This window comes from Chryseobacterium sp. CH21, from assembly GCF_004119445.1.
Lineage (GTDB): Bacteria > Bacteroidota > Bacteroidia > Flavobacteriales > Weeksellaceae > Chryseobacterium.
In genome coordinates, this window is sequence record NZ_QICI01000072.1 from 16,034 (window position 1) to 30,492 (window position 14,459).

Annotated in this window: 13 protein-coding genes; 11 read left to right on the plus strand and 2 right to left on the minus strand. The window is 35.0% G+C overall.

Annotation, left to right across the window (positions count from 1 at the left end; all coding sequences use genetic code 11):
• Positions 1-2 precede the first annotated feature (2 nt).
• From BOQ62_RS15755 to msrA, 6 genes are all read left to right on the plus strand, one after another.
• The gene (locus BOQ62_RS15755) at positions 3-2,213 is read left to right on the plus strand and encodes a TonB-dependent siderophore receptor (protein WP_129040972.1); all 2,211 of its coding nucleotides are present in this window, start codon (positions 3-5) and stop codon (positions 2,211-2,213) included.
• A 42-nt stretch (positions 2,214-2,255) separates the two neighbouring features.
• Positions 2,256-3,455, plus strand: coding sequence for a PepSY-associated TM helix domain-containing protein (locus BOQ62_RS15760; RefSeq protein WP_129040974.1), 1,200 nt, complete (start codon positions 2,256-2,258; stop codon positions 3,453-3,455).
• Complete coding sequence (locus BOQ62_RS15765) at positions 3,455-5,569, plus strand: TonB-dependent receptor (RefSeq protein ID WP_129040976.1); 2,115 nt, start codon at positions 3,455-3,457, stop codon at positions 5,567-5,569. Before BOQ62_RS15760 ends, BOQ62_RS15765 begins: the two co-directional genes overlap by 1 nt.
• Before the next feature lie 51 nt (positions 5,570-5,620).
• Entirely contained in the window at positions 5,621-6,829 is a 1,209-nt protein-coding gene (locus BOQ62_RS15770) for a PepSY-associated TM helix domain-containing protein (RefSeq protein WP_129040978.1), read from the plus strand.
• Positions 6,830-6,908: 79 nt separating this feature from the next.
• Positions 6,909-7,877 (plus strand): ROK family protein, encoded by a 969-nt coding sequence (locus BOQ62_RS15775; protein WP_129040980.1) that lies wholly within the window; start codon positions 6,909-6,911, stop codon positions 7,875-7,877.
• A 615-nt stretch (positions 7,878-8,492) separates the two neighbouring features.
• On the plus strand, positions 8,493-9,047 hold the full coding sequence (gene msrA / locus BOQ62_RS15780; protein ID WP_129040982.1) for a peptide-methionine (S)-S-oxide reductase MsrA: 555 nt from the start codon (positions 8,493-8,495) through the stop codon (positions 9,045-9,047).
• A 322-nt stretch (positions 9,048-9,369) separates the two neighbouring features.
• Here the strand turns inward: msrA and BOQ62_RS15785 are convergent, their stop codons facing one another.
• Together BOQ62_RS15785 and BOQ62_RS15790 are read right to left on the minus strand one after the other, a co-directional pair.
• A complete protein-coding gene (locus tag BOQ62_RS15785) occupies positions 9,370-9,642 on the minus strand; it encodes a hypothetical protein (protein ID WP_228414205.1) in 273 nt (90 codons plus the stop codon).
• A 74-nt stretch (positions 9,643-9,716) separates the two neighbouring features.
• On the minus strand, positions 9,717-10,568 hold the full coding sequence (locus BOQ62_RS15790) for a hypothetical protein (RefSeq protein WP_129040984.1): 852 nt from the start codon (positions 10,566-10,568) through the stop codon (positions 9,717-9,719).
• 383 nt (positions 10,569-10,951) lie between these two features.
• Between BOQ62_RS15790 and BOQ62_RS15795 the strand changes: the two genes are divergently transcribed.
• The 5 genes from BOQ62_RS15795 to BOQ62_RS15815 all read left to right on the plus strand — a co-directional run bounded on the left by BOQ62_RS15795 (position 10,952) and on the right by BOQ62_RS15815 (position 14,311).
• A complete protein-coding gene (locus BOQ62_RS15795) occupies positions 10,952-11,251 on the plus strand; it encodes a hypothetical protein (RefSeq protein WP_129040985.1) in 300 nt (99 codons plus the stop codon).
• A 205-nt stretch (positions 11,252-11,456) separates the two neighbouring features.
• On the plus strand, positions 11,457-12,809 hold the full coding sequence (locus BOQ62_RS15800; RefSeq protein WP_129040987.1) for a sensor histidine kinase: 1,353 nt from the start codon (positions 11,457-11,459) through the stop codon (positions 12,807-12,809).
• Positions 12,810-12,819: 10 nt separating this feature from the next.
• Entirely contained in the window at positions 12,820-13,485 is a 666-nt protein-coding gene (locus tag BOQ62_RS15805; protein WP_129040989.1) for a response regulator, read from the plus strand.
• A gap of 126 nt (positions 13,486-13,611) precedes the next feature.
• Positions 13,612-13,992, plus strand: a complete 381-nt coding sequence (locus BOQ62_RS15810; protein ID WP_129040991.1) for a DUF6232 family protein — start codon at positions 13,612-13,614, stop codon at positions 13,990-13,992.
• Positions 13,993-14,011: 19 nt separating this feature from the next.
• The gene (locus BOQ62_RS15815) at positions 14,012-14,311 is read left to right on the plus strand and encodes a hypothetical protein (RefSeq protein WP_129040993.1); all 300 of its coding nucleotides are present in this window, start codon (positions 14,012-14,014) and stop codon (positions 14,309-14,311) included.
• Positions 14,312-14,459: the final 148 nt, after the last annotated feature.

Sequence of the window (14,459 nt, forward strand, 5' to 3'; positions counted from 1 at the left end):
CAATGAAAAGAATAACAATAGGAGCTGCATTATTAACTTCCATGTTAAATTTTGCACAGGAAAAAAAAGACACCATCAAATCCAACGATATTGAAGAAGTAGTTGTTAACGGAAGATACTATAAAAAATATGTAGAAAAACAGGGTTCTTCTTCTCTTCGATTGGATGAAGCTCTTATCAAAATACCTCAAAACATTTCAATTATTACTAACAAAGCTTTAGAGGATCAACAGGTAACAACATTAAGCGATGGAGTTCTAAGAAACGTTGCCGGAGCTCAGAGATTAGAACACTGGGGAGATATGTATACAAGAGTCAATATGAGAGGTGCGAGAGCAGCAGCTTTCATGAATGGAGTAAATGTAACTTCAAATTGGGGACCTTTAAGTGAAGACATGAGCTATGTGGATCACATTGAATTTATCAAAGGGCCTTCAGGATTCTTAATGTCAAACGGTGAACCAAGCGGTATTTATAATATTGTGACTAAAAAACCAACTGGAAATGCGTTGAATGGTACCGCAAGAGTAACATTCGGAAGCTTTAATATGTACCGCGGAGAGGCAGATGTTGATACTAAAATTACCGATAAAGTTGCTTTTAGATTAAATTTAATGGCTCAGAATAAAAACAGTTTCAGAGACTATGAATTCAATGACAGATATATTATCAATCCTTCATTAAAAGTAAAGCTAAGTGATAAAACAACTTTAACGGCTGAATATATTTATCAGAAAGCGAAAATGTCTGAGGTGGGTTCAGCATATGTATTCAGTTATCTGGGATATAAAGCAAAGCCTGTTGAATATACTCTTACAGATCCCGGCATTGATCCAACTAAAGTTGATAACAATACAGTAAATGTCAATTTACAGCATAATTTTAATGAAAACTGGAAATTAACCTCCCAGTTAACGTATGTAAACGAATATACGATGGGAAGCGACCTTTGGCCAAGTATGTTTGAAGGAAACTATATGATCCGTCGTTTAAATTATTGGGAAGCTGACAATACAATGAAATTTGGACAGGTTTTCTTAAACGGTCTTGTAAAAACCGGGCCTGTTTCACACAAAATATTAGCTGGACTTGACCTTGGAAGCAAAAAATATATGGCAGACTGGTCACAGGGATATAATTTGGATAAGTTTAATGCGAATGGAGATTTTGATGCCATCAATAATAATGTGGCTGATCACAGCTATTGGTATAACATTGATACCAATAATTATGATAGTAATGGAGAAGGTTCTTATTATGGGCCAAACAATACTGCAGCTTATAAAACATTTAACAAATCTACCCCACTTTCAGTAAGAGCAGGTGCTGGTAGTACAATCGATCAGAAATATACAGGGTTATACTTACAAGATGAACTAGGCTTCTTCAATGATGCATTAAGACTTACATTAGCAGCTCGTTACACCAATGTAAAAGAAGTAAACTATGGAACAAAGTCAGAAGCAAACAGAATTACTCCTCGTATTGGATTAAGCTACTCAATAGACGAAAATATGTCTGCTTATGCATTATATGATCAGTCATTTGTACCACAAGCAGGCCTGTTCAGAGATGGAACAACAGCATCACCACTTACCGGGAATAATATTGAGATAGGGTTCAAGAAAGATTGGTTTGCCGGTAAATGGAATACGGTCCTTTCATTATATAACATTAATAAAAATAATGAAATCACAGGTGATCCAGACTTTACAAATAATCCGAATGGCAAATATTCTATTCTTCTTGGAAAAACAAGAGTACAGGGAGTAGAATTTGACCTTAAGGGAGAAATTGTAAAAGGATTCAATGCTATCTTCAATTATGCCTTTACAGAAAATAAATTTACCGAAACAACAGCTACAAGAAAAGAAGGAGACAGAGTTCCCGGATATGCTAAACATACAGCAAATGGCTGGCTAAACTATACTTTCAGCAATAGTATTCTTGAAGGTTTCGGTTTAAGCTTCGGAGGAACCTATATGGCTGATAGAAGCAGCTGGGATTGGGGAAGCAAAAACACCTTACAAATGGATGATTATGTAAAATTTGATGCAGGGGCTTCTTGGGAAAATTCAAAATTCAGAGTGAACTTCAATGTATTCAATATCTTTAACAGGTATTTATATTCTGGTTCGCCGTATGCAGGATATTACTACTATCAAGCAGATGCTCCAAGAAATTTCAGATTATCAATCGGATATAAATTTTAAAAAAAATCAAAGGTTAGCCCCTCACGGGGTTAACTTTTTGCTATGACAAAAAAGCATCACCAGAAAAAGAAAGCTCCTTCAAAAAAATGGTCTGCCAAGCTGCATTTGTGGTTTGGTTTATCTGTTGGTTTGATTGTATTTATAGTCTCTCTTTCAGGGACTTTATATGTTTTTAAGGATGAAATACAGAATAGCTTACGCAAAGAAGCCATTTATCTGAAAAAAGAGGATATTGGGACAAAGCCTTTACCTATTAATCTGCTTCGTGAAAAAGTATCACTGGAACTTAATGAAAAGTATCCTGTAAGTGCTGTAGAAATTCCGTTGCACAAAAACAAATCCTATCAGTTTGAGTATTATGACAAAAGCAAAAAGGGATGGAATTATTTTCAGCAGGTACGTATCAACAAGCTGGTCTATGTGAATCCGTATACCGGACAAATTCTTGCTGTTTACAATGAAAAATATGATATCTTCAGTATTTTGAAATATCTTCACTGGGGACTTCTACTTAATTCAGAATGGGGACCGTATACCGTAGGAATTCCAACCGTTCTTTTTATCGTTATGCTGATTACAGGAATCATTTTATGGTGGCCTAAAAATAAAAACGCCAGAAAAGGACGTTTTTGGTTCAACTGGGAAAATGTAAAAAACTGGAAGCGTAAAAACTACGATCTTCATAATATCTTAGGATTCTATGCATCATTTATCGCATTGCTATTAAGTGTTACAGGGCTTTATTTTGCTTATCCCTATGTAAAAAACACTTTTACTTTTGCTTTATCCGGTTCATGGGAACTTCCAAAAGAAAAAGAAAGAAAATCTCCGGACTCCCTGATGGCAAAAAATGAAGCGGTTTTCGATCTTGCTGCAGCACAGACTGAAAAATTGTACGCAAAATCATCCAGCTTCAGAATTAATCTAAACGGAAAGAATAAAAAAGGAAAAGAGCTGAAAAACCTTCCGGTAACAGTTTACGGACTAGATGGAAGATACAGTGAAAGAAACATCCTGACATTCGACAAATACTCCGGAAAACTACTGGCCAACAAACCTCATCACAATCTCAGTACCGCCGAAAAATATTCCAACGCCAATTATGATATCCATACCGGATCCTACTTCGGAATCATTGGAAAAATCATCTGGTTTATGGCGGGCCTCACATGTACATCACTCCCTGTAACCGGATTTCTGGTTTGGTGGGGAAAAAGAAAGAAAAAAGGAAAGAAAATATAATGAAAAAAGCGCTTTTATCAGCTGCCTGCTTAGGAACTACTACCGTTTTTGCCCAGGTAAAAGATACCCTACAAACTAAAAATGTAGACGAGGTTGTCATGACGGCCTCCAGAAAAAAGGAAAACATCAAAGAAGTTCCAAGCTCAATCACTGTCGTAGGAGAAAAACAGATTCAGTCTCAGCTGACTGTGAACTCAGATATTACAAGCATCCTGCAGTATACCGTTCCCAGCTTAGGAACCAATTCAGGGCAGACCTCCAACTCGGGGCAGACGTTAAGAGGTCGTCAGGTTTTGGTTTTGATTGATGGTATTCCACAGTCTACCCCACTTCGTAACGGAGCAAGAGATTTAAGGACTATCGATCCTTCAGCTATCGAAAGAATCGAGGTGATTAAAGGAGCATCTTCCATTTATGGTAACGGTGCAGACGGAGGGATCATCAATTATATTACGAAAAGAAACAAATCAGATAAAAAGATCTCCGGAATTTCACAGATCGGTCTTACGGGACAGCCTTACGGCGGTACTTTAGGAGTAAGAGCCAGCCAGCTGTTATCCGGAAAGATCAATAAATTCGACTATACCCTTTCATTAGCCTACGAAAGAACAGGCTATACAAAAGACGGAGATGGAGTTTTGATAAGCCCAACCTACAGTATTGCGAAGATGGACAACTACAACGGATTGCTGAAAGTAGGGTATGACATCAACGAAAATCAAAGAATTGAAGCCTCTTACATCGGATATTCTTCAAGATCAGATCTGAATGTAGGATTAAAAACAGGGAAATACGGCATCACGCCCACCATTGGTGAAGGAATTGGAAAAGGATTGGAAACAACTCCTCAGGGAACTCCAAAAAACCATAACATCAGAGTGAGCTACGACAATAAAAACCTGTTTGCAGGAACGTCTTTGAATATCAACCTTTATTATCAGGATTTCAAAACCGTTTATGGATACAGTGACACCTTTTTCAATGGTGGACAGTCTAATGTGATTTCAAAAAAAGCAGGAGCAAGATTTAATTTTGATACCCAGCTTTGGAACTCGGCGAACTCTCAGGCAGAAATCATCTACGGAGCTGATATTCTGAATGATGAAACGGTTCAAAAGCTGGAAGACGGGCGTTTCTGGACTCCCAATATGAGCATGACCAATATTGCTCCCTTTGTATTGGCAAAAATTGATCTGTTTAAAAAGTTCACCATTAAAGGGGGACTTCGCTACGAAAACATCAAAGTAAATGTAGACGACTTCAATACGCTTTCCACGCTGAAAAGTGACGGAACTTTCACCAAAAGTATTCCTGTAGCCGGTGGAAAACTGAGTTATAATGCTTTAGTAGGAAATATTGGTCTCCGTTATAATATTGAGCCTTACATCAACCTTTTCGGAAGCTTCTCACAAGCCTACTCTATCAATGAGTTAGGAAGAATTTTAAGAACCTCAACTTCTGAAACCATCAATAGCCTGGAAACAAAACCAATTATCGTTAACAATTATGAATTGGGCGCCACAGGGCAGCTTTCAAGTTGGTTAAATTATGAATTAACTTCTTATGTGAGTACATCTAAATTAGGAGCCTCATTCGTACAAAGTCCAGACAGAGCATTAATGATTCAGAGATCACCGGAAATTGTATATGGTGTTGAAGGATTTTTACACTTTACTCCTACAAAATGGATTCAGTTTGGTGGAAGCTACAGCTGGATGGAAGGAATTACCTCTGTAAAAGATGATGGTGATTATTCTGCAAAGATCAACAACAGCAGAATTTCTGCACCTAAAGTATTGGCTTATGTTCAGGCAAGACCAGTTCCCGCTCTATCCGTTGGTCTTGATATGCTTCACTCTTTCCAGCAAAACAGATTTGAACCGAATGCTAAAACAGGATTGTATGCTTACGGTGAAGGATATGTTCCTGAATATACCATTTTTAACTTCAAATCTAGTTATGAAGTAAGCAATAACTGGAGACTGTCATTAGGGATTGAAAACCTATTTAACAAAGTATACCAGCCTGCAATTTCATGGTGGACTGCCAGAGACAGTGATTTCACGAATGCTCTTGGATTGAGAGGGACATTCATGATAGAATACAAGTTTTAATTAATCTAAATAAAAAGTAAAGCATATCTTTGCTTTACTTTTTACTGCTATATGAAGAAAAATCATCATAAAAAGAAACCCGGCTTTTTCAAAAAATGGTCTGCCAAACTGCACCTTTGGTTCGGATTGGGAATAGGTTTTCTGATCTTTATTATCTCTATTACCGGAGCATTATACGTTTTTAAAGATGAAGTGGAAAACATCACCCGAAAAGATGTTATATACCACCATGAACAAAATATCGAACAGAAACAGGTTCTTCCTATCCGAGTGATGGAAAAAGCTGTCGCAGAGCAGGTAAAAGAGAAATATCCCATCCATTGGGTAAATGTTCCTATTGACAAAACGCAGTCTTATATGTTCTTCTGGTATGAGCATAATACAGATGCCTGGAATTATTTTGATGAATTTCCCATCTACAAACAGGCCTATGTAAACCCATATACAGGGAAAGTACTGAGAGTATATGATGAGAAAAACGGTTTCTTCAATATTGTAAAAATGATCCACTGGAGCTACCTTTTGAAACAGGATTGGGGAACTTATGTCGTGGGGATTCCTGTTATCATTTTTATCATTATGCTGATTTCCGGGATTATTCTTTGGTGGCCTAAAAACAAAGCAGCAAGAAAACAACGTTTTGCCTTCAAGTGGAAAAACATTAAAAGCTGGAAACGAAAGAACTATGACCTTCATAATGTCTTAGGATTTTATGCCTCTATTTTTGCTTTAATATTCTCTATTACAGGACTGTTCTATGCATTTTTTGTAGTTCAGGCCATGATCTATGTGATATTTTCCGGTGGAGAAACCAAGTATCCGGACTTCTCACACATTAAAACAAAGGCTCCCATTGAACTGAGAACAGAAGGAACATTAGATAAAATCATTAATACGGTACAGACAAAATATCCGGATTCTTATGGTTTTGCTATAGATTTAGGTCATCCACACATGGATGATCATGAACATCCTAACTTTGAGGTATATGTGAAACATCTTTCCTATTCTTATCATAAAAGCAGCAGCTTAATCTTTGATGAAAACTCAGGAGAATTGCTTCATACTCATGATCCGAAAGATAAAAACTTTGGGGAAAAAGTTGTGAATGCCAATTATGATATTCACGTAGGAGCTATTCTAGGGCTTCCTACCAAGATTATTGCTTTTATTGTAAGTATTATCTGCGCCTCTCTTCCGGTAACCGGATTTATGATCTGGTGGGGAAGAAAAAAGAAAAAAACAGTAAAAACGGTTTAACATATTAAATAAAACGGAGTTAATAATCCATTAATACAATCTTTTTTATAATTTTAGCCCTTAGAATTTAATAATAGAAATGTCATTAATAGATTTATCAAAACAAGTTGCCCTTGGAGTTGACATCGGCGGAACCAATACTAAATTCGGAATCGTAAACCACCGTGGAGAAGTTCTGGATAAAGGAAATCTTAGAACTGATGCTTACGATAAAGTAGAAGATTTCATTGACGCTTTATATGAACATGTTCGTCCAATGATGGAAAAATATGGCGCAGAAGCACATTTTGACGGAATCGGAGTAGGCGCTCCCAATGCGAATTATTATAAAGGAACCATAGAACTTGCACCCAATCTACCTTGGAAAGGAGTAATTCCATTTGCTGAGCTGATGACTGCAAAATTCAATCTTCCTTGTACAGTAACCAATGATGCCAATGCTGCAGCCCTTGGAGAAATGCTTTTCGGAGCGGCAAGAGGAATGAAGGATTTCATCATGATCACACTGGGAACAGGAGTAGGAAGTGGAATCATTGCCAACGGAAGCTTAATCTATGGACATGACGGGTTTGCCGGAGAATTAGGACATACGATTGTAAAACCAGGTGGTAGAAAACACTGGAGTACAGGTTCTGAAGGAAGTCTGGAAGCGTACGCCTCTGCAACCGGAATTACCATTACAGCAAAAAAAATGAGAGCCGAATTCCCGGAATCTATGCTGAATCAGTACCCTGAAGATGCTATTAATTCTAAAACAGTATACGAGTGTGCTGTTAAAGAAGACCCTATTGCTATTGAGGTTTTCAGATATACAGGTCAGAAACTGGGTGAAGCATTAGCTAATTTTGTAATGTTTTCTTCACCGCAAGCTATTCTTCTTTTCGGAGGAGTGATCAAAGCTGGAGATTTTATTTTAAAACCTGCTAAGCTTCATATGGAAAGAAACCTTCTTCCAATTTTCAGAAATAAAGTAAAACTGGTATTCAGTGAACTTGACGAAGCAGATGCTGCTATTCTTGGAGCGAGTGCTTTGGTTTGGGAAAAATAACTGAACATCTTCTAAATAATACTGAGCATCCTTTTTTAGGGATGCTTTTGTTTTTCCCGCAGATTGCACAGATTTTCACAGATGATTGCGCTTTGTTTTCCTTGTGTTTATTTGTGAAAACATTGGTGATATTTGTGTTTAAAATTAAAATGGGAGAATATTATTCATCCTAATTGAGATGCTTCGACTACGCTCAGCATGACACCGCTAATACTACATGCTTTAAGAGACTTTTGACATTATTTCTGTCATCGTACATTTACAGATGAGTACGTTTTGTTTTCCTTGTGCTTATTTGTGAAAACATTGGTGATATTTGTGTTTAAAATTAAATGGGAGAATATTATTCATCCTAATTGAGATGCTTCGACTACGCTCAGCATGACACCGCTAATACTACATGCTTTGAAAGACTGTTGACATTATCTCTTTCATCTTAACCTCTTATATTCGTCTATAAAATGCTTCACAATCGAGTTGAAAACCATTTGTCACATCTATCATTGTAATTTGAGTTTAAGACATAAAATCCTGTTCAAATGAAAAAGTTTTTCATACTTTTGATCAGCTTTTTCCGGATCTGGAAAAGATAACACAACAATATAATTACCAAAAATGGACAACAATAATTTAGACCAGATAACTTTCGGTGGCGGATGCTTCTGGTGTGTAGAAAGCTGTTTCAATATGCTGAAAGGAGTACATTCTGCCATTTCAGGATATTCCGGAGGACATAAAGATAATCCGACATATCAGGAAGTTTGTACAGGAGAAACAGGACATGCAGAAGTGGTACAGATTACTTATGACCCTGCTGTTATTTCTTACGAACAGTTAATGGATGTATTTTTCTTCCTTCATGATCCTACTCAATTAAACAGACAAGGAAATGATATCGGGACTCAATACCGATCTGTAATTTATTATAAAGACGATGCTGAAAAAGCAAAAGCTGAAGAAGCCATCAAAGTGTCTCAGGAGTCAGGAAGATGGGCTGGAACTTATGTAACGGAATTAACTCAATTCGATACATTCTGGGCTGCAGAACAATATCATCAGGGATATTACAACGAAAACCCAACACAGCCTTATTGCAGCGCTGTGGTAGGTCCTAAAATCCAGAAATTCAAAAAACATTTCGGAGAGCTGGGAATGTTGAATGCAGAATAAAATGTGATATTTTAAGTTTCGGCTAAAGCCGAATTGATTGCATATATTTGGTTAAGAGAAATTGCATCAAAAGCTAAATAATTTGGCTTTTGTCATTCTGACAAAGGAAGAATCTTATTAAGAACCAAATCTATGAGATTCTTCACTACATTTCATTTCGTTTGGAATGACACTTTTGAGACAGCTTCACTCCTATTAATCTTTAATATCATTATCAAAATTTTAGCAGGATATTTACAAACCCATATAAAAATAACAGAAGCGAAGGGGAAATCTCTTCGCTTCTTGTTTGACGCAAAAAATAATTATTTATAAAAAGAAACTAATATCCTGGATTCTGGGTAAAATCTTTTGAGGCATCAATAGTTGCCTGAGTAATAGGGAAAATTCTTGTAGAATGTAATTGAGAATCCATCGCTCTCAGAATAGTAGGCTTTCCTGTTCCAGGATTCATAATTCCTTTAAAATTATGATCTGAAAAACTCCCGTACAAATCCTGAAAATGTACATCAGAAAGAAATGCGATTTGTACCGGTTTCTGTGCTGATAAAAATATAGATACAAAAATAAGACAGGAGAATATTATTTTATTCATCTTAAAATAAGACGAAAATACAGGAATAGAGAGAGAATTGTTTTAATTGAATTTTAAATAATTGTGAAGGAAATTCATTCCTGCTTTGTGATTTCTGGCTTTTCTCCGGAATATTTCCTGATGATGTATTCCGTTGCCCTTCTTAATTCTCTCTTATTCTCAGGATCAATTCCATCCATGGTAAAAAATTCGACCTTTCCATTCACTTTTGAATACCATGTTTTGCCAACAGAATTTTCAACATTCATGGTATCTTTTCTTGTTATTCTTTTAAAATACCTGATTTTATGTTCATTTCTGGCAACCACTTCAAAATCAGGACTTATATAGCTGCTATCCGTTTCCACAAATTCATCTCCGTTCCAATACATATAGCTCTTAGCCGGATTGATGAAAGACATTATTCCGAATGTCCTTTCTTTCCCGTTTTTATTATTGGATTTATTTGAGAAAACAAGACCTCCTGTAACCAGCAGAGCGATGAAAACAAATTCTATGACACCTAACCCGTTTTTTTTTACAAAATCCGGAACATTAAAATTGGAGTTATTCGATATTTTTATAATAATCTGCAAAATTTTCTCCGGCATAGAAACCTCTTCTCCATCTAAAAGAAACCTGACGGATGTGGTACTGTCTCCTTCCTTTTCCACTTTTTTTTCAAAAGTACAGTTAAAATATTTAAAACTTTCATAACCAATATATTGGCTAAGTTTATCAAGACGATCCGGATTAATATTCACTTCTTTATCATTTTCTAAAAAAGCCTCATAATATCTGATGAAAGTCTTGTCTGAAATAATATAATTCAGATGTTCTTCGAAATAAGTCCACAAATAGGATGCTATTCCGCTCTTTGTATCTCTCCCGGATTCTCTTTTAGCTTGTTCGAATACTGCCTGAATCAGTAGTTTTCTTTTAGACATAATTAGTTATTAAAAAGCGACTACAAAATAGGTGATTTTCTGCCGTGTCGCATTACGGGTTTCCGTAATCCGTTTCTGTCTATATCTTGTCTATCGATGTCCATGTTTTGTCTACCACTTACCTTTCTTTCCTCCCCATCTTTGCCATAACAAAATCAGTGATAAACAAAACATTAGAAAACAAATTCACAAAACTGATTTTATAATCGCCAGATAAAACGGAGGAGAACTCCGGGTTGGGAAGCAGATGTTTTTCCTCCGTTTTTGATGGTTCACTTCCCAAAAAAATAAGAAGCGCTTCGAAATTTTAATCGTGTACAGCCCGAGATAAAAATATCACGGGAGGAAGAAAACCAGTTTCAAACTTCAAAAATTTTAAGGAAATGATCCAAATTATATTGATGCTATTAGGTTTAGCATTCCCAAACGATAATGCCAATACAGCAAATGATAATACACCTCCCACAACGATAACGACACTATCTGCAGAAAGCGGAACGGATAGTGATACAGGCGGAGAAACGGGAACAACTCTTCCCCCAAAAAATAAATATTTTGACCACTCTTTTAGGGTGGTTTTTTTTATTTTAGTAAAATGTTACGAAATCTATTCTTTTCCCTTCTCTCTTTTTATTTCATTGCATCATGCAAAGAAAAGGCTGAAACGAACATTAATATCGTAAAAGCAGATGAGTTATATAATGAAGGTATTAATCTTCTTGAAAAAAACGATGTTAAAGCGTATCTAAAATTTCAAGAGGCAATAGGTTATTATAATAAGGAAGGGGACTTCTCTAATATCTCTAAAAGTTTGATATTGCAGGCAAACGCCCAAAAAACAGAGGTGATTTTTTAGGTGCTGAATCAACATTAGTAGAGGCCCTAAAAATGATGAAAGAAAATGATGAAAGTCTTTACGCCTTGTATGATACAATGGCTAATCTAAAATTAAGTCAAAATCAATATTCTCAAGCGATTGAATGGTATGATATGGCTTTATCCGTTAAAATTGAATCGGAACAAAAAAGGATAAGCATATTAAACAACAAATCTGTAGCAGAATACAAATTGAAAAGATATAAGCATGCTCTTAATATTTTACAAAATATTAATTTATCAACTCTTTCAGATTTAAATTTAAAAAATAGAATCCAAGACAATATTGAATACATACAATGGCTTGATGAAAACAATGCCGAGGCACAAGTGAATATAGAAAATATAGTAAAACTTAAATTAAAAAATAATGATTTTTGGGGAGCTAATTCAAGTTATTCTCATTTGGCAGAAATAACAAAAAAAACGGATGCGAAAAAATCACTTTATTATGCTAAAAAAATGCTTGATATCGCTCAAATAAACAAAAGTCCTGAAGATAGACTGGAAGCTCTTGAAAGAATAATTTATGTTGACAATCCATTAGATATCAATAAGCATTTTCAAATATATAAGAATCTGTCTGACAGTATTCAAGCCACCCGTAACAATTACACAAATAAATTTGCTTTTATAAAATATGAAAACACAAAAGTTAAAGCAGAAAAAGCGGAAAAAGAAAATCAGATTTTATTGCTTTCTTTAGTTCTTGCAGTAGTTGTTGCATTATTAATTATTATTGTTATTCTTTATAAAAAAAGACAAAGAAAACTTCAACAAGAAAAAGAAATAGAGATAAAAGAACACCAGCTCCATCTTTCCAAAAAAGTTCATGACGTTGTTGCCAACGGGATCTACCAAGTGATGACCAAAATAGAAAATCAGGAAAATTTTGATAAAGAAAAAGCGCTGGACGAACTAGAATTTGTGTATGAAAAATCAAGAGATATTTCCTACGAAAAATCAGAGTCAAAAATTATTGTAGAATTTGATGAGAAAATATCCGGTCTTATTGGCTCATTCAAAAATGATGAAATAAATACATTCCTTGCCGGAAATGAAAAAAATATCTGGAGTGGAATAAACGAATCTGTTAAAGATAATATCTATCAAATCATCCGCGAGCTGCTTGTTAATATGAAGAAACACAGCCATGCAAGCCTTGTTGCATTCAAATTTGAAAGAAATAATAATAGGGTAAAAATCCAATATACAGACAATGGAATTGGGGTTCCTGAAAACTTTTCGTATAAAAATGGATTGAGAAATACGGTTTCCCGTATTGAAACAATCTCAGGAGAAATTATTTTTGACAACACAACAGAAAAAGGGTTGAAGATTTACATTTCATTCCCAACATCGTAAAAACAAAAAAATGTTCAAAAAAATTTTAATAGCTGAAGATCACGAAAGCATCAGCATTTCAGTACAGAAAACCCTTAATGACCTTGCTATTTCCAATACAGATTATGTCTATTATTGTGATGATGCATTAGCAAAAGTACAAAAGTCTATTCGGGAAAATGACCTTTACGATTTGTTAATTACGGATCTTTCTTTTGAAGAAGATCATAATATACAAAAGCTTAAAGATGGAAAAGAATTGATACAAGCCGTTAAAAAACTGCAGCCATCTTTGAAAATAATTGTCTTTTCAGCAGAGCATAGATCCGGAGTAATCGACAATCTTTTTAATGAGTACGGTATTAATGGTTTTGTTCGTAAAGCCCGTAATGATTCGAAAGAGCTTAAAAAAGCCATTGCTTCCATCTATGTGGATGAAAATTATCTGTCTCTCGATCTTCAGCAGGAAGTAAAACAACTCAATAATTATGAGTTTTCCAATTATGACATTACACTAGTCTCTCTTTTATCCCAAGGTGTTTTACAGAAAAACATCCCTGTTTATCTTCAAAACAATGATATTAAACCCAATAGTTTAAGCAGTATAGAAAAAAAGCTAAACATCATGAAAGAAAATCTCCAGATAACAAACAATGAGCAGCTTGTTTCCTTTTGCAAAGATTTGGGAATTATTTAAATCTTGCCAGAATAATCTATATAAACCTTTCAAAAAATGAAAGGTTTTTCTGTTTACGGTTTTCCGTAAGGATTTTACTTTAATACAATATACTTTTGAGCTGAAAAACAATTAAAATATCAAATAATGGAAAATCAGACCCAGAATGAAACAATATTCTACCATGACAGTTCTATAAAAGTTACACAGTCAAGGTTTATAACATATTCAAAAACATACACCATGAGGAATATCTCTTCTGTTTATATTTTTGAGATTATTAAAAGTAAAACCAAAGCCATATTACTGATCATTTTAGGAGTTCTACTTCTTTTCTCAAAAGAATTTTTTTGGTTGGGAATAATAATTTTAATTCTAGGCTTTTGGTGGATCTATACTATTAAAAATGAATATGCAGTCCGAATAAGCACTAATGCCGGAGAAGTTAATAGTATTGTTTCAAAAGACAGAGATTATATTCAGAAAATTGTAAATGCTTTAAATGAAGCAATTATTCATCGAGGATAAACAAAATTAAACAAACACCATGAAAAAACTACTGTTTACAGGACTCTTAGGTTTAGGGCTATTACTCCCTCACAACTTCTCTGCTTCTAACTCAGTAAATATCTCTGCAAAAGAGTTTTCTGGCAAAAAGCCAAGAAAAAGCAAAACGAGTAAAAAAAGCAGGTCTAAAAGTTCATCTTCTTCAAGAACATTCACATCAAGCAAAGGCTGTAGCTATAATGGAAACCAATTGTATGTAGGATCCAGAGGAGGATGCTATTATTATTCAGGAAGCAGCAAACAATATGTAGACAGATCGTATTGTGCTGGTTGCAATTAATAGATTTATTTGTATAAATTTCAAAATTATTCCGTCAATTACGGAAACCCGTAAGGTTAATTCTTTTAATACACTTACTTTTGATCTCAGAAATAAGAAACACTAACAACAACCCAATATAATTTTATACAACAGTTCGAAAAAGAAG

Coding starts and splice junctions, on each gene's coding strand:
- BOQ62_RS15755 (WP_129040972.1), top strand. CDS start 3: ATGAAAAGAATAACAATAGGAGCTGCATTATTAACTTCCATGTTAAAT.
- BOQ62_RS15775 (WP_129040980.1), top strand. CDS start 6,909: ATGTCATTAATAGATTTATCAAAACAAGTTGCCCTTGGAGTTGACATC.
- BOQ62_RS15790 (WP_129040984.1), bottom strand. CDS start 10,568: ATGTCTAAAAGAAAACTACTGATTCAGGCAGTATTCGAACAAGCTAAA.
- BOQ62_RS15785 (WP_228414205.1), bottom strand. CDS start 9,642: ATGAATAAAATAATATTCTCCTGTCTTATTTTTGTATCTATATTTTTA.
- BOQ62_RS15795 (WP_129040985.1), top strand. CDS start 10,952: ATGATCCAAATTATATTGATGCTATTAGGTTTAGCATTCCCAAACGAT.
- BOQ62_RS15765 (WP_129040976.1), top strand. CDS start 3,455: ATGAAAAAAGCGCTTTTATCAGCTGCCTGCTTAGGAACTACTACCGTT.
- BOQ62_RS15815 (WP_129040993.1), top strand. CDS start 14,012: ATGAAAAAACTACTGTTTACAGGACTCTTAGGTTTAGGGCTATTACTC.
- BOQ62_RS15760 (WP_129040974.1), top strand. CDS start 2,256: ATGACAAAAAAGCATCACCAGAAAAAGAAAGCTCCTTCAAAAAAATGG.
- BOQ62_RS15810 (WP_129040991.1), top strand. CDS start 13,612: ATGGAAAATCAGACCCAGAATGAAACAATATTCTACCATGACAGTTCT.
- msrA (WP_129040982.1), top strand. CDS start 8,493: ATGGACAACAATAATTTAGACCAGATAACTTTCGGTGGCGGATGCTTC.
- BOQ62_RS15800 (WP_129040987.1), top strand. CDS start 11,457: ATGATGAAAGAAAATGATGAAAGTCTTTACGCCTTGTATGATACAATG.
- BOQ62_RS15805 (WP_129040989.1), top strand. CDS start 12,820: ATGTTCAAAAAAATTTTAATAGCTGAAGATCACGAAAGCATCAGCATT.
- BOQ62_RS15770 (WP_129040978.1), top strand. CDS start 5,621: ATGAAGAAAAATCATCATAAAAAGAAACCCGGCTTTTTCAAAAAATGG.